At 69.8% G+C, this 19,000-nt stretch carries 21 protein-coding genes; 6 read left to right on the top strand and 15 right to left on the bottom strand.

From position 1 onward, the window contains the following. Positions 1-278 precede the first annotated feature (278 nt). Entirely contained in the window at positions 279-1,775 is a 1,497-nt protein-coding gene (locus tag Q1K70_RS08235; RefSeq protein ID WP_300157738.1) for a DUF1800 domain-containing protein, read from the bottom strand. A gap of 122 nt (positions 1,776-1,897) precedes the next feature. Here Q1K70_RS08235 and Q1K70_RS08240 point away from each other — a divergent pair, with 122 nt between their 5' ends. Beyond that, positions 1,898-2,065, top strand: a complete 168-nt coding sequence (locus Q1K70_RS08240) for a hypothetical protein (RefSeq protein WP_300157740.1) — start codon at positions 1,898-1,900, stop codon at positions 2,063-2,065. On the opposite strand, the gene Q1K70_RS08245 is transcribed toward Q1K70_RS08240, so the two are convergent. The 4 genes from Q1K70_RS08245 to cbiE form a co-directional block, all read right to left on the bottom strand. Then, positions 2,052-2,441 carry a gamma-glutamylcyclotransferase family protein gene (locus Q1K70_RS08245; RefSeq protein ID WP_300157742.1) on the bottom strand — a complete coding sequence of 130 codons (390 nt, stop codon included), beginning with the start codon at positions 2,439-2,441 and terminating at the stop codon, positions 2,052-2,054. The genes Q1K70_RS08240 and Q1K70_RS08245 overlap by 14 nt on opposite strands. Positions 2,442-2,554: 113 nt before the next feature. After that, positions 2,555-2,950, bottom strand: coding sequence for a secondary thiamine-phosphate synthase enzyme YjbQ (locus Q1K70_RS08250; RefSeq protein WP_300157743.1), 396 nt, complete (start codon positions 2,948-2,950; stop codon positions 2,555-2,557). A 9-nt stretch (positions 2,951-2,959) separates the two neighbouring features. Continuing rightward, a complete protein-coding gene (cobM, locus tag Q1K70_RS08255) occupies positions 2,960-3,745 on the bottom strand; it encodes a precorrin-4 C(11)-methyltransferase (protein ID WP_300157745.1) in 786 nt (261 codons plus the stop codon). Next, positions 3,738-4,967, bottom strand: a complete 1,230-nt coding sequence (gene cbiE / locus Q1K70_RS08260; RefSeq protein WP_300157748.1) for a precorrin-6y C5,15-methyltransferase (decarboxylating) subunit CbiE — start codon at positions 4,965-4,967, stop codon at positions 3,738-3,740. The genes cobM and cbiE overlap by 8 nt, the downstream gene beginning before the upstream one ends. 134 nt (positions 4,968-5,101) lie before the next feature. Between cbiE and Q1K70_RS08265 the strand changes: the two genes are divergently transcribed. Continuing rightward, positions 5,102-5,803 carry a hypothetical protein gene (locus Q1K70_RS08265; protein WP_300157750.1) on the top strand — a complete coding sequence of 234 codons (702 nt, stop codon included), beginning with the start codon at positions 5,102-5,104 and terminating at the stop codon, positions 5,801-5,803. Here the strand turns inward: Q1K70_RS08265 and cbiD are convergent. The 10 genes from cbiD to Q1K70_RS08315 form a co-directional block, all read right to left on the bottom strand. After that, the gene (gene cbiD, locus Q1K70_RS08270; RefSeq protein ID WP_300157752.1) at positions 5,766-6,881 is read right to left on the bottom strand and encodes a cobalt-precorrin-5B (C(1))-methyltransferase CbiD; all 1,116 of its coding nucleotides are present in this window, start codon (positions 6,879-6,881) and stop codon (positions 5,766-5,768) included. The genes Q1K70_RS08265 and cbiD overlap by 38 nt on opposite strands. Next, positions 6,878-8,317, bottom strand: coding sequence for a cobyrinate a,c-diamide synthase (locus Q1K70_RS08275; RefSeq protein ID WP_300157754.1), 1,440 nt, complete (start codon positions 8,315-8,317; stop codon positions 6,878-6,880). Before Q1K70_RS08275 ends, cbiD begins: the two co-directional genes overlap by 4 nt. Before the next feature lie 176 nt (positions 8,318-8,493). Further along, positions 8,494-10,644, bottom strand: a complete 2,151-nt coding sequence (locus Q1K70_RS08280; RefSeq protein ID WP_300157756.1) for a SpoIIE family protein phosphatase — start codon at positions 10,642-10,644, stop codon at positions 8,494-8,496. A gap of 202 nt (positions 10,645-10,846) precedes the next feature. After that, on the bottom strand, positions 10,847-11,587 hold the full coding sequence (locus Q1K70_RS08285) for an SDR family NAD(P)-dependent oxidoreductase (protein ID WP_300157758.1): 741 nt from the start codon (positions 11,585-11,587) through the stop codon (positions 10,847-10,849). A gap of 24 nt (positions 11,588-11,611) precedes the next feature. Continuing rightward, positions 11,612-11,968: a DsrE family protein gene (locus Q1K70_RS08290; protein ID WP_300157760.1), complete on the bottom strand. Its 357-nt coding sequence runs from the start codon at positions 11,966-11,968 to the stop codon at positions 11,612-11,614. 87 nt (positions 11,969-12,055) lie between these two features. Next, a complete protein-coding gene (locus tag Q1K70_RS08295) occupies positions 12,056-12,631 on the bottom strand; it encodes a flavodoxin family protein (RefSeq protein ID WP_300157762.1) in 576 nt (191 codons plus the stop codon). Further along, the gene (locus Q1K70_RS08300) at positions 12,628-13,200 is read right to left on the bottom strand and encodes a flavin reductase family protein (protein WP_300157764.1); all 573 of its coding nucleotides are present in this window, start codon (positions 13,198-13,200) and stop codon (positions 12,628-12,630) included. The genes Q1K70_RS08295 and Q1K70_RS08300 overlap by 4 nt, the downstream gene beginning before the upstream one ends. After that, entirely contained in the window at positions 13,200-13,769 is a 570-nt protein-coding gene (locus tag Q1K70_RS08305) for a flavin reductase family protein (RefSeq protein ID WP_300157766.1), read from the bottom strand. Before Q1K70_RS08305 ends, Q1K70_RS08300 begins: the two co-directional genes overlap by 1 nt. A 1-nt stretch (position 13,770) precedes the next feature. Further along, positions 13,771-14,358 carry a flavin reductase family protein gene (locus tag Q1K70_RS08310; RefSeq protein ID WP_300157767.1) on the bottom strand — a complete coding sequence of 196 codons (588 nt, stop codon included), beginning with the start codon at positions 14,356-14,358 and terminating at the stop codon, positions 13,771-13,773. A 10-nt stretch (positions 14,359-14,368) separates the two neighbouring features. After that, the gene (locus Q1K70_RS08315; RefSeq protein ID WP_300157768.1) at positions 14,369-14,884 is read right to left on the bottom strand and encodes a nitroreductase family protein; all 516 of its coding nucleotides are present in this window, start codon (positions 14,882-14,884) and stop codon (positions 14,369-14,371) included. 131 nt (positions 14,885-15,015) lie between these two features. Here Q1K70_RS08315 and Q1K70_RS08320 point away from each other — a divergent pair, with 131 nt between their 5' ends. The 4 genes from Q1K70_RS08320 (at position 15,016) to Q1K70_RS08335 (ending at position 18,777) form a co-directional block, all read left to right on the top strand. After that, entirely contained in the window at positions 15,016-15,453 is a 438-nt protein-coding gene (locus tag Q1K70_RS08320) for a helix-turn-helix domain-containing protein (protein WP_300157776.1), read from the top strand. A 268-nt stretch (positions 15,454-15,721) separates the two neighbouring features. Further along, positions 15,722-16,303, top strand: a complete 582-nt coding sequence (locus tag Q1K70_RS08325; RefSeq protein WP_300157770.1) for a periplasmic heavy metal sensor — start codon at positions 15,722-15,724, stop codon at positions 16,301-16,303. A gap of 478 nt (positions 16,304-16,781) precedes the next feature. Continuing rightward, positions 16,782-17,426, top strand: a complete 645-nt coding sequence (ribB, locus tag Q1K70_RS08330) for a 3,4-dihydroxy-2-butanone-4-phosphate synthase (protein WP_300157772.1) — start codon at positions 16,782-16,784, stop codon at positions 17,424-17,426. A 91-nt stretch (positions 17,427-17,517) separates the two neighbouring features. Beyond that, positions 17,518-18,777: a GGDEF domain-containing protein gene (locus Q1K70_RS08335; RefSeq protein WP_300157774.1), complete on the top strand. Its 1,260-nt coding sequence runs from the start codon at positions 17,518-17,520 to the stop codon at positions 18,775-18,777. The last annotated feature ends 223 nt before the right edge of the window (positions 18,778-19,000 follow it).

Raw genomic sequence — 19,000 nt, forward strand, 5'->3', positions numbered from 1 at the left:
AAATGGGCCGGGCGACGCAGGCCGCAAAGCCGGCCAGCACCGCCCGGCCCATTTCCGCGACCCCGGGCGCCAGCGGCGACGCGCCGCATGTTAAGAGAAGATTCCTTCAGTGCCTTTAAGAGGCTTTCAAAGCAAAAAGTCCATTAAATCTCGCCCAGAAGGGGCGACGGCCTGGGGGAGTGACTCCCCCCGGTGGGTCCAGGGCAAAGCCCTGGTGGGGTCTGGGGCAACGCCCCAGCGGGTGCGGGGCAGCGTCCAGCCGGGTCCAGGGCAAGGCCCTAATAGCGCATGGCTTCGGGCGAGGCGAGGATGACGGCGAGACCGACGTTGTCGCCGGCTTTTTCCGCGACTTGGCGGGTATGGGCATCGACGTCCGGGCCGAGGGTATCGGCCAGGGTTTGGCAGGAGAGCTTGGCGGCGGGTTTGACGCCCGGGATGCGTCCGGCGGCCAGGTCGCCGGCGAAGGTCACCCGGCGCAGCAGGGCGTCGGGTTTGAGCCAGGCGCTGGAGGCCAGCGGGTAGCCTTCGGGGCCGTCGGCGGCATAGAAGGGTTGTCCGAGTCCGGCCAGGCAGCCGGCCAGGGCGGTGGTGTCGCCGGGCGGCAGTCCCGTGGCGCGCACGGCCGAGACGACTTGCCGCAGGGGCGATTTGAAGCGGTTGCCCATGTATTTGGGATCGAAGAATTCCGGGCTTTTGAACAGCGCCAGCAGGGTTTGGCGGATGTCGCCGCCGGATTTGGCGAAGGCTTCGGCGGTGCGGCTGACCAGGGCGGGTGGCGGGTCGTCGGCCAGGAAGTAGATGGCGAGCTTGCGGGCGATGTTTTTGGCCGTGGCCGGGTGTTCGGCCAGGATGTCCAGGGCGGTCGCGCCTTCGGCCGCGCCCGTGCCTTTGATGGTGTGGCCGAGCAGCGTCTTGTCCAAGGGGTCGTGGAGTTCCACGTCGAAGTAGAAGCCGCCGGAATCGGCCGCGCCGCGCGCCGCGCCCACGCGCCAGCCGGTGAGGATGCGGGCCAGGGCCAGGGTGTCGGCGGGCTTTTGGGGGCCGCCGGGACCCAGGGTCTGGTGGGCCAGCAGGATGGCGGCGTACGTCGGGTCCAGGGCTTCCTTGGCCGGCCCCGCGTTCTGGCGGTTGACGATGTTTTTCCAGTTGCCCCGGGCGATGAGCATGGCCGGGTGGCGGGCGGTGGCGGCCAGGAGGTCGGCGAACCGGCCCAGGGCGTGGGGGCGGATGGCTTCGCGCTCGAAGGAGCCGGACCAGAGCTGGGCCAGGCCTTTGGTCGCGCCCAGGCTGAAGTGGTCGCACCAGAAGGCGACCATGAGTTCGGTCAGCTGGTTCGGGGACCAGATGGAGCGAAGCAGTCTTGCCCGGGCGGCTTCCAGGGAGGCGGTCTCGGCCCGGTCGAAGACCCGGCGCATGGCGTCGGGGCCGGGTTGGGCCTCCGTGCCGCCGGAGGGGCCGAATTCTCGGAAAAGGCGCACCGTGTCCATGGCCTGGGTGGGCAGGGCGGCCAGGGCGGCGGTCAGGGCCTGGGGTTCGGGGGCGGTCTCCGGGGAGAGCTGGGCCTCGATGAAGGCTTCCGGGCCCATGGCCGTCGCCCGAGCGAGGTCGCCGGGGGCTGGGCCGTAGGTCAGGCGGGACACCAGGTGGACGATTTTGGGATCGAGGGCCGGGGCGTCGCCCGCCCCGGCCGGGAGCGCCGCCAGGAGCAACCCCAGGGCAAGCAGCGCGGCAAGGCCGGCGACGCCGTGGCAGCGGCCTGAAATCCTTGTGGACATCGTGGCGAGCATAGCGTGACTGTGCGCGCGGCGGGTTCGAATGTCAATTGCGTCAAGGCGCGCGGAAAGGCGTGCGCTTGGCCGTGAAACAGGGTAGCATCTTGTGCATGGAGGAAGAACGCATGCCTGTCTACATGAATCAGACCGTGGTCAAGTACGGCGTCGGATTCGGTTCGGCCCTGGCCATGTCCGTGTCCTTCGCGCTCAACAAGTCCATCTTCTGGGCCATCATCCATGGCATATTGGGCTGGCTCTACGTCCTGTATGCCTGGATCTTCAAAACCTACTAGGCGTCCAGGCCGCGAAGTCGCCCGTGTGGAGCACGCCTTCGAAGGGGCGGCGGGCGAAGTATATCCAGGCCTGCGCCGTCGCGCCATCGGCCATGACCACCGGAGCGACGGCGCGGCAGTACTCCCGGGGGTGTTCCTCCAGGGCGTCCAGTTCGCGAAGCCGGGTCGCGTCCACTCGGTAGACCTCGCCGACGACGCGGCTGTGCGGTTCGTCGGCCACGAGGTAGGGTATGTCGCCGGCCACGTACATGGCGTAGGCCTCGACCGTCTCGGCCCGGCCGAGGCACGGGCAGCCGGCCACGTAGTGGTGGTTGCGAAATCCCTGCCGCAGCGTCCCGTACGCGAAAATATCCCAGTACATCTCTGTCTTCTTCACGCCCCATTTTCCCTTGTGCAACGGAGTCCCCCATTGGGGAGGTCCAGGAGGGGGTCACCCCCTCCTGGCCGCCGGAGGCATCTTCATCTTTCTCAACCCGTTACCTCGCCACCCTAGTGTCCCAGCCACTGCGCCCAGACTTTCCGGTTCCGGGGGCCGTCCCATTCGCACAGGAACACGCCTTGCCAGGTGCCGAGCTGGATGCGGCCGCCGGAGACGATGAGCGTCTGGGACGGCCCGACGAGGGTGGTCTTGACATGGGCGTCGCTGTTGCCTTCGGCGTGGCGGTAGCCGGCTTCGCGGGGCAGCAGCCGGGAGAGGGCCATGACGAGGTCGGCGGCCACATCCGGGTCGGCGTCTTCGTTGACGGTCAGGGCGGCGGTGGTGTGGGGGCAGTAGACCACCAGCGCCCCGTCGCGCCAGCCCTTGGCGTCCACCAGCTCCTGGAGCGCGCCGGTCAGGCGCACGAGTTCCTCCCGGCGGGTGGTGCGGACTTCGAACGTTTCCATGCAACCTCCTCAGTCGTCGTCCCGGGCCGGCCGGAAGCCGTGGCCGAAGGACGGATCGTAGAGTTTGGACGCCGCGCCCCGGCCGAGTCCCGGCAGCACCAGGAAGACGGTCTGCCGGCCCATGCCTTCCTGGCGTACGGTTCGGGCCAGGGTGTCGATGGTGGCCAGGCGGCGTTTCTCGCCGGGCCAGCCCAGGCGGTGGGCCACGGCCACGGGCGTGTCGCCCGGCAGGCCGCCTTCGGTCAGCGCCCGGGCCACGCCCTCGGGGTCGCCGGCGGAAAGGTAGACGGCCATGGACGCGCCGTGCCGGGCGAGTTCGGCCAGGGACTGGCCGGACGGCACGGGCGTGCGGCCGGCCAGCCGGGTGAGGATGAGGGTCTGGGTCGCCTCGGGCTCGGTGAAGCTGACGCCGAAGGCGGCGGCGGCGGCCGAGGCCGAGGTCACGCCCGGCACCACGATGTAGGGGATGCCCTCGGCGTCGAGGAGTCGGGCCTGTTCGGCCACCGCACCGTAAAGCGCCGGGTCGCCGGTGTGCACCCGGGCGGCGAGGCCGCCGGCGCGCGCCGTGGCCGCGAGCAGGGCGTGGGTTTCCTCCAGGCTCAAGGGGGCGGAATCCACGACCTTGGCCTCGGCGCGGGCCAGGGCCACCACGGCCGGCGGCACCAGGGAGCCGGCGAAAAGCACCAGGTCGGCCTGTCCGATGAGGCGGGCGGCCTTGACGGTGAGCAGGTCCGGGTCTCCCGGCCCCGCGCCGACGAACGCCACGCCGCCATGGGGGAAAAGCGCCTCAGCCATGGGGGTCCTCCTTGGCGGCCGCGAGGATGTATACGGGATTGTCGGCGCAAAGGCGCAGGTCGCCGGCCAGGGGCGCGGCCGTGGCGGCCTGGAGTTGGGTGAGCGTCACGGCCAGCCCGGCCGCCTCGAAATCGGCCAGGGCCCGGTGGAGGCTGCCGAGCAGCACGCAGTTGACCACGATGCCGCCGCCGGGCCGCAGCCGCTGGCACAGGCGCGGCAGCAGGTCGGGGCGCTCGGTCGTGCCGCCGCCGACGAAGACGCGGTCCGGATCGGGCAGGCTTTCCAGGACGTCCGGGGCCTCGCCACGGACGGCCGAGACGGTCAGCGCGCCGGTGCGGCGGATGTTCTCGGCCAGAAGGCGCGCCCGCTCGGGGTCGCGCTCCACGGCGAAGACCGGGCCGCCGGCGTTGAGCAACGAGGCCTCCAGGGCCACGGTCCCGACGCCGGCCCCCACGTCCCAGACCACGTCCCCGGGGCGCGGGGCCAGGGCGGCCAGGGCGGCGGCCCGCACGGGCTTTTTGGTGAACACCCGGTCCTGGCGCAAAAGCGCCTCGTCCGAAAGCCCGAGGACCAGGGGCACGGCCACCGGGCGGACGCGCTCGATGACGACGAGGTTCAGCGGGGAAAATTCCAGGCCGGCGGCCTCGGCCAGGGGCAGCCGCCGCAGCCATTCCCCGGGCAGGCCCATGTCCTCGCACACGGTCATGGCGAAGGCGTCGCCGCCGCGATCGAGGAGCCTGGTCGCGATGACGCCCGGCGCATTGACGGCGTCGGTGTAGGCGGCCACGGCTTCGGCCCGGCAAAGGGCGGCGAAAAGCGGCTGCATGTCGTTTCGGCCGTGAAGCGACACCGCGGGCAGGTCGTGCCAGGTCCGCCCCAGCCGGGCGCAGGCGGCGGCCACGGCCGTGACGGCGGGGTAAAAGATCAAGCGGTCCGGCCCGAAACGCTCGGCCAGGAGCCGGCCGATACCGAAGAAAAGCGGGTCGCCGTCGGCCAGCACGGCCACGACGCGGCCCTCCCCTACGGCCGATGCCATGGCCTGGCACACGGCATCCAGGGGGCCGGCGATGGGGATGCGCGCGCCGGGGTGATCCGAAAAAAGGGCCAGAAGCCGCCGCCCGCCGACCAGCACCTCGGCTCCGGCCACGGCCGCCGCCGCTGGCGGAGCCAGCCACGTCCCACCGACGCCCAGGCCGACCACGCGGATGGACCGAGCCGTCACGAAAGCGCCTCGTCGTACGTCATGGCCCCCTGTACGCGTCCGGCGCGCGTCGGTCAAAAGGGGCCCAGGACATCGCCCTTGCCCTTTTCGGCAAGCCGGGTCAGGTAGGAACATTCGCAGCAGCGGGAGGCCGCATGGAAGAGAGAAGCGTATCCGTCACGTTCGCGGGCGGGGCCATGGCCAGCCTGGGCTACGCCCTGCTGTGCCTCGTCCTGTCGATTTGCATCATCCCGGCGGCCTGGGGGGCCGTGGCGTTTTTCGGCTGGTGGTGCGCCGGGCTGCGATTTTCCGACGGCAGCCGGGCCGTGTTCGAGGGCCGGGCCGGGAAAATGTGGCCGCTTTTCGCCGTGGCCGCCTTTCTGGCCGTGCTGCCCAACCTGGCCACGGCGGGCCTGGGCCACGGCAACAAGGCCGGGGCGGTACAGATCGTGCTCGCCGTGGCGCTCATCCCCCTGGACGCGGCGGTCAAGCTGGCCCTTTACCGCTGGCTCATCGAGAACATCCGCCTGACGCCCGGCGGATCGGCGCGCTTTGGCGGCCGCTACGCCCCGTTCCTCGGCTGGGTGCTGCTTTTCACGGCTTCCATCGTCACCGTCGTCGGCTGGGCCTTCGTGGCCACGGCCATGACGCGCTGGCTGTGCCGCAACATCGAGGCCGAGGGCTTCGGCGTGGAATTCACCGGCTCGGGTCTGGGGCTTCTTGGCCACACCATTCTGTGGCTCGTGGGCTTCACGCTGCTTTTGCCCATCCCTTGGGTGTTGCGCTCCATGCTGCGCTGGTGGACGCGCGGGTTCGCCGTCATCCGCCGCGAGCCGGCGATGGCGACCTTTCCCTGACGAGCAGCGCGCCGTCGAAGTCGAAGACGGCCAGCTCCACGTCCGGCCCCGGGCCGGCGAAGCGGCGCATGTGCCCAAGGGCGGCCCGGGCCAGCACTCCGGCCAGGGCCGCCTTGGCAGCCGCGCCAGGGGCCATCTCGAAGGCGTGGCGGGCCGTATTGGCCGTGGCCGCCTGTCGTGAAAGCGCCTCGGGCCAGTCCGCCTGCCGGCACCAGCCGGCCAGGGCCGAAAAGTCCGTGTCGCCCTTATGGGCGTGGGTGTTGGGCAGCCCCTGCGCCATCTTGACCAGCTTGCCCGGATAGGCGGCCCAGACGATCTCCCGGAATTGCCGCTTCGCCGCCGCGCCCAGGGCGAAGGCGAAGCAGTCCGCCGCCTGGACGCAGGCCGTCTCGGGCAGATGCGGCAGCATGGCCCGAAGGAGCGCTTCGCTGCGCCGCCCCGTGGAAAAGCCCGCGACCTCGTGGCCGAGCGCCCGGGCCACATCCAGGGCTTCGGCGATGGACGCCTCCCAGGCGGCGTGGCTGAAGGGCCGCACGATGCCCGTCGCGCCGAGGATCGAGATGCCGCCGACGATGCCCAGGCGCGGATTGAGGGTCTTTCGGGCCATGGCTTCGCCCCCGGGCACGGTCACCACGGCCCGAAGCCCGCCGGCGAAGCCCGAGAGCGCCGCCGCCTCGGCCACGGCCGCCGCGATCTGCGCCCGGGGCGCGGGATTGATGGCCGGCTCGCCCACCGCCACGGGCAGCCCCGGCAAGGTCACCCGGCCCACGCCCTCGCCGCCCGCGACGACGACTTCGCCCGACGCGGCCAGGGGCCAGGGCTCCACCCGGCAGCCGATGCGCGCGCCGTGGGTGACGTCCGGGTCGTCACCGCCGTCCTTGACCACCGCGGCGAACGCCCCGCCGTCCTCCAGGCGGACCTCGGCCACCGGGACCGTCAGCCGGCCGCCGCCCGGAAGCGGCACGTCCACCGACGCCAGCGCCTCGCCGCCCAAAAGCAGCCGCGCCGCCGCCTTGGCCGCGCCGGCCGCCGCCGTGCCCGTGGTGAAGCCCTCGCGAAGCGGCCCGTCGGTCCTCATCGCCCCTCCATGCAGGCCCTGGCAAAGGCCTCGGCCGCCTGCGGACAGCTCGCGAAATGCAGGTGCACGTAGCTGCCGAGCGTGCCGCCCCGGAGAAACCCGTGCCGGCCCGGCAACTCCCCCTTGCGGCCGGCGGCGGCATAGACGCCCGGAACGTCCCCGGTCTCGCCGAGGATGCGCGAATAATGGAATTCATGCCCCCGAAGCCGCGTGCCGGCCGGCCCGAGCAGGGTGTCGGTCAGGGTCGTCACCTGCCGGTAGCCCAGGGCCGAAAACCGCTCGCTCATGGCCGCCCGAAAGGGAAACACCCCGGTCATGGCGTGCTCGTTGCCCGAAAGGTCGGCCAGGGACGCCATCAGGTACATGAACCCGCCGCACTCGGCCAAAACCGGCCGACCCGAGGCGCAAAAGGCCCGCACCCCGGCCAGCATGCCCGCGTTGGCGGCGAGCGCGGCGGCATGCAGCTCCGGATAGCCGCCGCCGAAATAGAGTCCGTCCAGGCCCTCGGGCAGCGCCCCGTCCGTGAGCGGCGAAAACGGCACGAGCTCCATCCCCGCCGCCTCGAACAAACGCAGATTCTCGGCGTAATAGAAACAGAACGCCGCATCCCTGGCCACGCCCAGCCGGGGGGAGCCTCCGGCGGCCAGAGGGGGCGCCGCCCCCTCTGGACTCCCCTGCCGGGGGGGATCATCCCCCCCGGGCCCCCCGGATAGGGGGATTGGGGGGAGAGAGCGCATAAGTGCGTCTACGTCGAGGGAGGATTCGATCCAGTCGGCCAGGGACTCCAGGCGGGCGGTGGCCCCGGCGTCGTCGCCGGCCGTGACCAGGCCCAGGTGGCGCGACGGCATGGCCAACTCAGAGCGCCTGGGCAGCACGCCCCAAAGCCGCGTTCCGGGCAGGCAACCGGCCATGACCTCGCGCAAAAGCGCCGCGTGGGACTCGCTGCCGGCATTGTTGAGCACCACGCCGCAAAAACGCAAGTCCGGCTCGAAGGACAGATACCCCCCCACCATGGCCGCCGCCGAACGGGCCATGGACGCGGCGTCCGCGACAAGCAGCACCGGCAGCCCCAGAAGCCGCGCCAGCGAAGCGGAACTGCCCGCCGCGTCCGTTGCCGCGTAGCCGTCGAAAAGCCCCATCACCCCCTCGACCACGGCCACGTCCGCACCCGCCGCATGACGCGCGAAGACCTCCCGCGTCCCCGCCGCGCCGCACATCCAGTCGTCGAGGTTGTGGCTCGGCTCCCCTGTGGCCAGGGCATGATGCCCCGGATCGATGAAGTCCGGCCCGGCCTTGAAGGCCTGAACCCGCAAGCCGCGCCGCGCCAGCGCCCGCATGAGTCCCAAAGCCACCGACGTCTTGCCGCAGCCGCTGCGCGTGCCGGCCACCAGCAGGCCGCGCGGGTGAGAAGAAGGGGAAAGCAATGCTCGCTGCATGAGGAAAGCGTACCGGATTTGCCGTCAGGATGGAACGCGGCAAGCAGGCGGGGGCTGGCGGGCGAGTGGGGGATCAATCGGGGCTTTGCCCCGAACCCCACCGGGGGCATGATGCCCCCCGGCCCCCCTCCCCGCCACCGGAGGCATTCATCCCTTCCTGCCTCCCTCTCGCGTCCTCACGCCTCCGCCGCGTCCGGCACGACCTTGATCGCCACCAAAGTCACGTCGTCTTCCGGCTGCACGTCACCCAGAAACGCCCGCAGTCCGGCCAGCACGCTTTCGACGATGTCCGCGGCGGGTTGGTCGTGGTGCTGGGCCAGCAGCGCCCGCACGCGGTCCTTGCCGAACATTTCGCCGGCGGCGTTACGCGATTCCCAGAGCCCGTCGGTGGCGAGCAGGGCCACTTGCCCGGGCTTCATGCCGCTGGAGGAGTTTTCGGCGTAGCGGGTTTCGGTGATGATGCCGAGCGGCGGCCCGCCCTTGTCCGGGATGTCCTGGGCCAGTCCTGTCGCCGCGTCGAAGAGGATGATGGGGTCGTGTCCGGCGCGCACCCAGTGGAGGCGTTTTTTCTCGATGTCGATGGCCAGGTAGAAGAGCGTCATGAACCGGCCGGTATCGGCCAGGTCGGCGCACAGGAGCTTGTTGACGTCGTCCATGACGGCGGCCAGCGACCCGGGCTGGAAGGAGCGCATGCGCAGGAAGGCGCGGGCGGTGGTCATGAGCAGGGCGGCGGCGATGCCGTGTCCGGTGACGTCGCCGATGATGACGCCGAAGCGGTTTTTTTCTTCGTTGGGCTCGTGGATGAAGTCGAAGTAGTCGCCGCCGGTTTCGTCGCTGTAGAGGCTGGTGCCGGCGATGTCGAAGCCGGGCAGTCCCGGGGCGGCCTGGGGCAGGAGGTTGCGCTGGACTTCCTCGGCCAGGGCCAGGGCCTGGCGCAGCAGTTCGTTTTTGCGTTGGATTTCCATGCGCGCCTCGTTGATTTCCCGGTTGATGACGCGCATGAGCGCCTGGGAGCGGTCTTTTTGCGCTTCCAGGCGTTCGCGGGAGGCGTTGGCGCGGGAGAGCGCCCGGGACAGGGAGCGGATTTCGCGCTCCAGGGTTTCGGTCTCCCCGGCCGGGCAGGGCGGCTCGTCGGCCTGGGGCAGGGTCGCCTTGGGCGGTTCGCCGCCGAGGACCAGGGCCGCCAGGGAGCCGTTTTGCAGGTGCAGGGGCAGACCCGGCGCGGCGGCCGACAGTTCGCCGTGGCTGTAGAAGCCGGCCATGGGCGTCCCGGGCGGCAGGGCGGCGGCCATCTGGCCGATTTCCTCGTCGGCCCGGGTGCCGAGGATGTCCTTGCGGGTGGAGCAGGAAAAGAGCAGCACGCCGGCCGGGCTGAAGCGGCCGGTGGTGTCGGCGGTCAGTTCCTTGGCCATGTTGCGGACGTCGGCGAGCATTTCCGGGCGGTCTGCCTCGGCCAGCTGGACCATGGCCCCTTCGGGCACGCCGGCCGGAAACTGGATGCTGCCGTCGCCTTCGCTGAAAAAGGCCGGGGCGCGCAGGATGAAGTCCTTGTGCTTTTCGCAGGCGATGGCCAGCGGCAGTTCGATGGCCGGTTCGGCGTGGGGGCCGAGGTAGTGGCGGTAGAAGTCGAGGGCCGAGCCGTCGCCGATGCGGTGCACCACCGCGCCTTCCACGTTCGTGACCCGGGACAGGCCGCCCACGGGCCGCCAGCCGCGCGAGAGGCGGAAGGTCAGGGGGATGTCGCCGGAAAGGAGCAGAAACGGCGCGGCGTGCAGGAGCATCTCGCGGCCGTAGAACTGGCGCACGGGCCGGCGGTCGGTCAGTTGCCGGCCGGCCACGCCGCCGAAGACCAGCCCGTCGGGGGCCAGGCCGGCGGCCAGTTCCTGGCCGAAATCCTGCACCCCGCCCCGGCCGCCGTCGGGGAAGGCCAGGCACAGCCGGGCCGGGCCGGGAAGCGCCGGCCGGGCTTCGGCCAGGGCCGCCCTGGCCTGGGCGCGCACGTCGGCTCCGGGTGCGGCGAAGTCGCGGGCCACGCCCACGGCGCAGGCGATCCCTTCGCCGGCGAAGGCCACGAGCAGTACGGAGTCGTCGCTCGGTCCGCCCGGGGCGGACATCTCCCCGGCCGAGGTGGCTCCGGCCAGGGGCACGCCCGGGAAGAACTCCTCGATGACGGCCAGGATGGCGGCGTGGTCGTAGCCGACGCCGGTGAAAAGGAGCAGCCCCACGGGAGCCCGGCCGCCGAGCTGTTCGCGGCAGGCGGCCGCCGCGCCGCGGGCGGCGCAATCCGCATCCAGGCACCTGGCGTGCCCAACGGCCATACGCAACATGGAAACCTCCCGGCCAAAGGGTCGACGCGTCCGGGGTGCGGCCCAAGGGCCGCGACGCGATATCTTGAAAGCATCGGTCCGATCCGGGAAAAAGCAAGGGCGGGCGACGCCCCTCTTGGCGACAGGACCGTATCAGGCAAGAAAAAGCGAGCATCGTGCCATGCCGGCGGCCGCACGGGCGTCCCGCTCCGAAGGCGCGGGCTCAGGTCATGTACCAGCCGCCGTTGACGGAGACGGTCTGGCCGGTGACGTAGCCGTTCTCGACCAGGGCGACAACCATGGAGGCGGTTTCCTCCACCGTGCCGAAGCGGCCCACGGGCAGGAAGTCGGGCCTGGCCGCGGGGTTGTCGGAGACCATGTCCGTGCGGATGAGCGCCGGGGCCACGACGTTGGCCGTCACGCCCTCCCGGGCCAGGTGGGCGGCGTAGAAGTGGGCCAGTCCGTGCAGGCCGGCCTTGGAGGCGGCGTAGTGCGGCCCGACGATGCCGCCGCGCTGGGCGGCCACGGAGGAGATGAAGACCAGGCGGCCGAAGCCTCGGCGGCGCATCTCCGGCAGCACGGCCTGGGCGCAGTAAAAGGCCGAGCGGAGGTTGGCGGACAGGGCGGCGTCGAAGTCGGCCGCGGTCACGGATTCGATGCTTCGCGGCACGGCCACGCCGGCGTTGGCCACGAGGATGTCCGGCGGTCCCAGGGTTTGGCGCACGGCCGCGGCCATGCGTGCGACCTCGGCCTCCACGGACACGTCGGCGGCGCAGGCCAGGGCGCGCCGTCCCAGGGCGGTGATCGCGGCGGCGGCCTCCCGGGCGGCGTCGAGGTTGACGCGGCAGCCCAGGGCCACGTCCGCGCCGCGCCCGGCCAGGGCCAGGGCGACGCCCCGGCCGATGCCCCGGCTCGCGCCGGTGACCAGGGCCACCTTTCCGGAAAGGGGCAGGGCGTCGGACATGGCAACCTCCTTCGCGGGTCTTTCCTACACGCTTAGCACTTTCCAACCGCCTTTCAAATAGGCCGTCATCGGTTCGCCCGTATACTGCACGCTGATGCCGAGGGCCTCCAGGGCTTCGGCCACGCCGTAGCGGTCGGCGCAGGCCCGGCAGGCCAGGACCGTGACGCCGACGGCCATGCAGTCGGCCACCTCCTCCTGGAGGGAGGCGTCCCAGGCCAGCAGCTCGGCCGAGGGGCCCCAGACCAGCAGGTGGACCTTGTCCCACCAGCCCTTGAGGCGGGAATTTTTCGCGTACATGAGGGCCATGTTGCGGGCGGCCTCGGGGTCGCGGCTGACCCACAGCACCACGAGGCCGGTGGGTTCGTCGTGTTGCGGCTGCATGGGGGATTCCTTCGTGGGTTAGGCCGCCCGCCGCCGGCCCGATGGCGCGACGGCGGGCGGAGGCGGGAAGCGCTTCCCGCCGGGGCGTCAGCCGTGGAACTTTTGGAGCACCCAGGCCATGTTCTTGCCGAGGTTTTCCATGGTGAGCATGCCCTCGTCGTCTTTTGCCACGTCGCCGGGCTCCAGGCCGTGGCCGAGATTCCAGTAGCTCGAGCCGGGGACCACCACTTGGTTGATGAAGTAGAAGTGGTTGATGGAGTTGAAGACGTGGATGGCCCCGCCGCGGCGCACGGCCACCACCGCGCCGCCGACCTTGCGGGCGAGCAGGTAGCCGTTGGCCAAAGCCACCATGCCGGCGCGGTCGATGATGGACTTGATGTTGCTCGTGACGTTGGCGAAGTAGGTGGGCGAACCGATGAGCATGCCGTCGGCGGCGACCATCTTGTCCATGATGTCGTTGAGCATGTCGTTTTTGACGGCGCAGTGGCCGTCCTTTTTCTCCCAGCACTTCATGCAGGCGATGCAGCCGTGGATGTTCTTGCCGTGGAGTTGGAGCAGTTCGGTCTCGATGCCGGCGGCCTCGATGGGGGCCAGCGCGGCCCGCAGCATGATGGCGGTGTTGCCGTCCTTGCGGGCGCTCCCGTTTATGGCCAGGACTTTCATGCGGATTCTCCCCTTTTGCGTTTCTTGCCCACGCTCCAGGCGTCGGCCACATGGCTGCCGAGGGTCCAGTAGCGGTTGTCGGGCATGGTGAGCAGGAGCGGTTTGTATTTTCCCACGTCGGGCTTGCCGTCGGTGAGGATCTCCCCGTCGGCCCAGGCGGCCTTGATCTCGCCGATGAAAAAGGCGTGCTGGGGCAGCTCCACGGTCTCAAGCAGGGCGATCTCCAGGCACAGCGGGCACTGCCGGATCATGGGCGCGCCCGGCGTGTCGCCGTAAAAGACGTCGAAGAGCGCCGACTTGTCGACGTTGCGGCCGGAAACCAGGCCGCAGTAGTCCGTGAGCTCCACCATGTCCGGCCCGGGCAGGCACAGGGAAAACGCGCCGTTTTCCCGGATGCCCTTGCCCGTGTGCTGGCGGCGGTTGACGGACACGCCGATGGCGGGCGGCTTGTGCCCCAGGCGCGTCACCCAGGCGGCGGCCATGAAATTGGCCCGCCCGTCCACCACGGCCCCGGCCAGGGTCACGGGCATGGGCGGCAGGATGTCCGGATCGAGGCGGACCTTGTCCATCACTTGTACTCCTTGCCCAGGGACCAGCCCAGGCCCAGATCGGCGCCGAGGCCGTAGTAGTGGCGGTCCTCGGGCGCGTAGATGATGGGCTTTATCGCCTTGGGATCGGGCTTGCCGTCCTTCATGGCCGCCTCGTCCACCTTGACGTCGAACACCTCGCCCACGAACATGGTATGCTGGCCCAGGTCCTGGATGTGGAGCACCCGGCATTCGACCACCAGCGGGCACTCGGCCACGTAGGGCGCGTCCACGAGGTCGCTTTTGACGGCGGTGAGGCCGCACACGGCGAATTTGTCGTTGTCGCGGCCGGACACCATGCCGCAGTAGTCCACCTTGGCCACGTCGGCCTCGGAGGCCACGTTGAGGGTGAAGGCCTTGCGCTCCATGATGTTGGCGTAGGTGTAACGGGGCTTTTGCAGCGACACGTACATGCACACCGGCTTGGAGCAGCAGATGCCGCCCCAGGCGGCGGTCATGACGTTGGGCTTGCCGTCCGCGTCGTAGCTGCCGACGAGCCAGGCCGGGGTCGGCAGGGTCATGGTCTTCGAACCGAGGGATACCTTGGCCATGTCATTTCGCTCCTTTGGCGGCCGCGTAGGCCGGATGGTCCCGTCCGGCCCGCCAGCAGGGGGCCACGGGTTCGCCGAGTCCGAAATACCAGCCGCTGGAATAGTCGAACAGAAGCGGCCGGACCTTTTCCAGATCGACCTTGCCGTCGCGCAGGCAGTCCTCGGCCACGTGGGTGGCCACGAGTTCGCCCACGAACACTTCGTGGGCCGGCAGGTCCATGACGTCGTGGAGGGCAAGCTCCATGTTGACCGGGCACTCCCGGATCATGGGCACGTTGCCGCGCCGGCCGTAGAAGACCTCGAAAACCCCGGACTTGTCCACCCGGTCGCCGGAAACGATGCCCACGTAGTCCGCGGCCACGGCCATGGAGACGCTCGGCAGGCAGATGGAGAAGCCGCCGGTCTCGCGGATGGCCCGGCTGGTGTGGCGGAACTTTTTAAGGCTCACGGTCAGGTACTGTGGGGCGGCGTTGTTGAGGATGCCCACATGGGCGATGGCCAGGAAATTGGGCCTGCCGTCGGCAACGGCCCCGACGATGGTCGTCGGCATGGGATAGAGGGCGCATACGGCCCCGATGTCGCGCTGCATGGCTTGCCTTCTACCAGCGGTCGCGGTGGATGCGCTCGGGCTTGAACCGGTCCACGCGCTTGAATTCCTGGGCCGGGTGGCCGACCACCACCAGGGCGTGGGCCTTGATCCCCTCGGGCAGGGAAAGCAGGCGCGACAGGCCTTCCATGCGCTCGGGCCGGGGATAGATGCCGCACCAGACCGTGCCGAGCCCGATGGCCCGGGCCGCCAGCAGCAGGTTTTCCACCGCGGCCGAGCAGTCCAGCGTCCAGTAGCCGAACCCCTGGTACTTCTCCTGGGCCAGTTCGGCGGCCACGGCGATGGCCAGGGGGGCCTGGCGGACCATGGCCGCGTGGGAGTGGATGTCCGGGATGGCGTCGAGGGTCGCCCGGTCGGTGACGACCACGAAATGCCAGGGCTGGGAATTGCCGGCGCTCGGCGCGGTCATGGCCGCGCGCAGGATCGTGTCCAGGTCCGCCTCGGACACCGGGGCGTCGGTGAAGGCGCGGATGCTGCGGCGGGTGTGGATGGCTTCCAAAACGTCCATGCTGCCTCCTTTACGGTTTCCACTTTACGCTTTGGGAAGATTCTGTCAGTATGCCCAAAAAAGCAAGTAGGCACATTAAAGTTTAGTAGTATCCATTTGGATACCAGGAGGCGGTCATGGCCGAACAAGCAATGCCGTGCGGGCGCAGGCGCTGTCGCGGCAAGGAATATTCATGCAGCATGGAACTGTCGCTGGCGGTCATCGGCGGCAAGTGGAAGCCGCTCATCCTCTGGCATTTGCGCGACGTGCCGACGCTTCGCTTCTCGGCCCTGCGGCGCACCATGCCGACCATCACCCAGAAGATGCTCACCCAGCAGCTGCGCGAGCTGGAATCCGACGGCATGATCTCGCGCACGGTCTTCGCCGAGGTGCCGCCGCGCGTGGAATACGGGCTCACGGACTCGGGCCGGGACATCATCCCCATCCTGGAGGCCCTGTGCCGTTTCGGCAGGCAGTTCGAGGCCCGCTTCGGGGTGGAGCCCGCCGAGGCTCCCGCGCCCCGGCCGGTCGAACCGGCCCCGGACGAACTGGAAGAGGCCCTGGTCGCCCGACAGTTGGCCGCGCGCTGATCCGGTCGGCTCCGCCTGTAGCGTTTTTGAACACATTTCATCCTGCCACCGTATAGATTCTAACCAGACCACTGCCCCACCTCCCGCCGCCACCGTCGCCCGGGCCTCTGCCCGGGCGACGGCCGGCCCGGAATATCTCGCAGCAAAACATAGCATTTCGGTATATTATTGCCGACGCCATGCAAAACGAGAAGGCCGCGGCGAGAAATCCGGCGCTTGTGGCACGGCCGATGCTGTGACGGTCGGACAAAAGCAAAGGAGGCGCATCATGCGCACAAGCATCCGTATCCCCGCCGCTATCGCCCTGTCCCTGATCCTGACCGTCCCGGCCCTGGCCCAGTCCACCCACCAGCAGCACGCCGCCGCCCCGGCCGACGCCGCCAAGGCCGCCGCGCCCGCCGTCGACCCGGACAAGGCCTACGCCCTCCACCAGGAATACGTGGCCAAGACCGCCGAACTGCGCGGCAAGATCACGGCCAAAAAAGCCGAACTGGAAGCGCTGCTCGTTTCCAAGCCCGACGACACGGCCGCCGTGAAGAAGCTGGTGGCCGACATCGCCGCCCTGCGCGGCCAGCTCGACGAGCAGACCACCCTGTTCCGCATCCGCTACGCCAAGGAGACCGGCACGCCCATGCGCCTGACCCACGACTTCGGCCACAAGGGCATGATGGACGGCAAGGACATGGAAGGCTGCAAGATGATGGGCAAGGGCATGATGATGGGCGGCATGGACCATGGCGCCGGCAAGGGCGGCATGATGATGGGCATGGACCAGGGCCAAGGCAAGGGCATGAACATGCCGGTCCCGGCCACCGACGCCAAGGCCGCCGCTCCCCAGCAGGCCAATTAAGCCCCGAAATTACGCCGATTTTCCCCCATCCTCCCTCCCTGCAAGGGTCGCCGGTCCCTCCCCGGCGGCCCTTTTTCATATCCGGTCCGGACTTGCCAACCCGGACGCCGAGGACTATGAAAATACCCGTTGTCCTCAGGGCGGGGTGGAAGTCCCCACCGGCGGTATCCCGGGAAACCGGGGAGCCCGCGAGCGCTTTCCGGCGAGACGACAGGAACCGGCCGGCCGGTTCCCACGGGGGAGACCCCGGCGTCGCCGCGCCACGGCCGCATGCCCGGCCGTGCCCGCCGGAAAGGTCAGCAGACCTGGTGCGAAGCCAGGGCCGACGGTCACAGTCCGGATGCAAGAGGAGCAGACGGCGTTTCCCGCCGCCGGGTCGTTCCGGCGCGTGGCCGACGCGTCGCGCATGCGGCGTGTCCGGCCGTCCCTTTTCCGCCCTGATTCTGGCTATCGCCACGACCTCTTCACGGAGCGCGCCATGAATCAGTCCTATTCCGGCATCGCAAGCGAACATCGAAGCGTCCTCGCCGCCATCGAGTCCCTGCGCCAGGGCGGCGGCATCGTCGTCACCGACGACGCGGACCGCGAAAACGAGGGCGACCTCATCTTCGCGGCCGAAACCCTCACCGCACCCCAAATGGCCATGCTGATCCGCGAATGCAGCGGCATCGTCTGCCTGTGCCTGACCGAGGAAAAGGCCCGGCAGCTCGACCTGCCGCCCATGGTCGCGGTCAACACCTGCAAGAACGGCACGGCCTTCACCGTCACCATCGAGGCGGCCGAAGGCGTCACCACCGGGGTCTCCGCCGCCGACCGGGTGCGAACCGTCAAGACGGCCATCGCCCCCGCCGCCAAACCCTGCGACCTGGCCCGGCCCGGCCACGTCTTTCCCCTGGTGGCCAAGCCCGGCGGCGTGCTCGCGCGACGGGGACACACCGAAGCCACCGTGGACCTGGCCCGCTTGGCCGGATACGCCCCCTGCGGCGTGTTGTGCGAACTGACCAACCCCGACGGCACCATGGCCAAGGGGGCGCAGATCGAAGCCTTTGCCGCGAAAAACGGCTTCCCCCTGGTCACCGTGGAAGCCCTGGCCGCCTACCGTAAGGCCATCGGCGACAAGTAGTTCCTCCAAACCGCCTTGGCGGTCCGGCGGCGGGGCATGCCGTCGCCGGGCCGTCTTGCCAGCCTGGCCGGACTGTCCTACAGCTTTGAAAATGCCGTCCCCCAAAGCCGGTTCCAGGCGCGTCTGCCCCTTCAAGCGCAACCTCACGTTGCGCTACGTCATCGCCCTGTCCCTGGCCGCCGCCCTGTCCCTGGCCGCCTACGCCGCATTCCGCGACGTCATGGGCTCCATCGACCACGCGGCGGACATCACGGCCATAAGCGGCACCCAGCGCCTGCTCACCCAGCGCGTCCTGGCCCAATGCCTGCTCCTGGCCGCGGCCGACGACGAGGAGGCCCGCCGCGACATCCGCGCCCACCTGCTGCGGGCCGTGGACCAGCTCGAACAAAACCACGCCAAGCTGCTGGCCGACCTGGACAACCCCGAATCCCTGGCCGCCCACTCCCAGGAACTGGCGGCCATCTACTTCAAGCCGCCCTTCGAACTCGACGGACGCATGGCCTTTTTCCTCAAAAGCACCCGGACGTTCGCCCATGCCGACGCCGGCCGGCCGGCCCTGTCCGACCCGAAATTCCTCGATGTGCTGGCGTTTGGCGAAAACGAGCTGCTGCGCGACCTCAGCGCCGTGGTCCAGGCCTACCAGCGCCGGGCCGTCTCCCGCCTGACCACCCTGCGCCAGGTGGAATTCGCAGCCACGCTGACCATGCTCGTCCTGCTCGCCAGCGTCGGCCTCTTCCTCCTGCGGCCCATGGTCGCCCGCATCTGCGCCGATCGCGGCCAACTGGAAGCCGCCAACAAGGCGCTCACCGAACTGGCCGTCACCGACCAGCTTACCGGAGCCAACAACCGCCTCAAATTCAACGAGGTCATGAGTCACGAACTGAGCCGGGCCGCCCGCTACGAAACCCCGATCTCCGTCATCATGTTCGACATCGACCACTTCAAGCGCGTCAACGACGAACACGGCCACCCGGCCGGCGACGCCATGCTGCGCGAACTGGCCGACCGCGTGCGCCGTTCCGTCCGCAAGGTCGACTGGCTGTTCCGCTACGGCGGCGAGGAATTCGTCGTGGCCGCTCCCCACACCAGCCTGACCCAGGCCGCGGACATGGCCGAAAAACTGCGCCGGATCGTCGCCGATGCCCCGTTCCCCGGCGACATCCCCGGCTCCATCAGCCTCGGCGTGGCCCAGGCCCGGCCCGGCGAATCCGTCGAAGCCCTCATGGGCCGCGTCGACGCCGCCCTGTACAAGGCCAAAAACGGCGGCCGCAACCGCGTGGTGGTGGATGGTGAAGGGGACGAAGGAAATGAAGGGGGAGGGGAAGATGCCTCCGGCGGCCGGGGGGGGTGATCCCCCCCGGCCCCCCCCACTGGCGTAGCCGGGTGGGGGCTGTGGTCGTGGGCGGGGGTGCGTCGGCGCGGCCGGATTTGGCCTTTCGATGCCGTCGCTGCGCAGGCCCGTTGCCCCTTCGGGGCAAAGTCTTGGAATTTTTGCTTTGAAAGCCTCTTTAAAGGCAAAAGAATCCGTTCTTAAAATGCGGCGCTTCGCCGCTGGCGCCCGTGGTCTGGGAATC

This window comes from Solidesulfovibrio sp. (assembly GCF_029978005.1).
Taxonomy (GTDB): Bacteria; Desulfobacterota; Desulfovibrionia; order Desulfovibrionales; family Desulfovibrionaceae; genus Solidesulfovibrio.

Excerpts from the sequence above, each read along its gene's own strand:
- Q1K70_RS08335 (WP_300157774.1), top strand. The coding sequence starts at position 17,518 with ATGCCGTCCCCCAAAGCCGGTTCCAGGCGCGTCTGCCCCTTCAAGCGC.
- Q1K70_RS08305 (WP_300157766.1), bottom strand. The coding sequence starts at position 13,769 with ATGGCCAAGGTATCCCTCGGTTCGAAGACCATGACCCTGCCGACCCCG.
- ribB (WP_300157772.1), top strand. The coding sequence starts at position 16,782 with ATGAATCAGTCCTATTCCGGCATCGCAAGCGAACATCGAAGCGTCCTC.
- Q1K70_RS08290 (WP_300157760.1), bottom strand. The coding sequence starts at position 11,968 with ATGCAGCCGCAACACGACGAACCCACCGGCCTCGTGGTGCTGTGGGTC.
- cobM (WP_300157745.1), bottom strand. The coding sequence starts at position 3,745 with ATGGCTGAGGCGCTTTTCCCCCATGGCGGCGTGGCGTTCGTCGGCGCG.
- Q1K70_RS08310 (WP_300157767.1), bottom strand. The coding sequence starts at position 14,358 with ATGCAGCGCGACATCGGGGCCGTATGCGCCCTCTATCCCATGCCGACG.
- Q1K70_RS08235 (WP_300157738.1), bottom strand. The coding sequence starts at position 1,775 with ATGTCCACAAGGATTTCAGGCCGCTGCCACGGCGTCGCCGGCCTTGCC.
- Q1K70_RS08285 (WP_300157758.1), bottom strand. The coding sequence starts at position 11,587 with ATGTCCGACGCCCTGCCCCTTTCCGGAAAGGTGGCCCTGGTCACCGGC.
- Q1K70_RS08275 (WP_300157754.1), bottom strand. The coding sequence starts at position 8,317 with ATGCAGCGAGCATTGCTTTCCCCTTCTTCTCACCCGCGCGGCCTGCTG.
- Q1K70_RS08325 (WP_300157770.1), top strand. The coding sequence starts at position 15,722 with ATGCGCACAAGCATCCGTATCCCCGCCGCTATCGCCCTGTCCCTGATC.
- Q1K70_RS08240 (WP_300157740.1), top strand. The coding sequence starts at position 1,898 with ATGCCTGTCTACATGAATCAGACCGTGGTCAAGTACGGCGTCGGATTC.
- Q1K70_RS08295 (WP_300157762.1), bottom strand. The coding sequence starts at position 12,631 with ATGAAAGTCCTGGCCATAAACGGGAGCGCCCGCAAGGACGGCAACACC.
- Q1K70_RS08320 (WP_300157776.1), top strand. The coding sequence starts at position 15,016 with ATGCCGTGCGGGCGCAGGCGCTGTCGCGGCAAGGAATATTCATGCAGC.
- Q1K70_RS08250 (WP_300157743.1), bottom strand. The coding sequence starts at position 2,950 with ATGGAAACGTTCGAAGTCCGCACCACCCGCCGGGAGGAACTCGTGCGC.
- Q1K70_RS08280 (WP_300157756.1), bottom strand. The coding sequence starts at position 10,644 with ATGTTGCGTATGGCCGTTGGGCACGCCAGGTGCCTGGATGCGGATTGC.
- cbiD (WP_300157752.1), bottom strand. The coding sequence starts at position 6,881 with ATGAGGACCGACGGGCCGCTTCGCGAGGGCTTCACCACGGGCACGGCG.
- Q1K70_RS08300 (WP_300157764.1), bottom strand. The coding sequence starts at position 13,200 with ATGGACAAGGTCCGCCTCGATCCGGACATCCTGCCGCCCATGCCCGTG.
- Q1K70_RS08265 (WP_300157750.1), top strand. The coding sequence starts at position 5,102 with ATGGAAGAGAGAAGCGTATCCGTCACGTTCGCGGGCGGGGCCATGGCC.
- Q1K70_RS08315 (WP_300157768.1), bottom strand. The coding sequence starts at position 14,884 with ATGGACGTTTTGGAAGCCATCCACACCCGCCGCAGCATCCGCGCCTTC.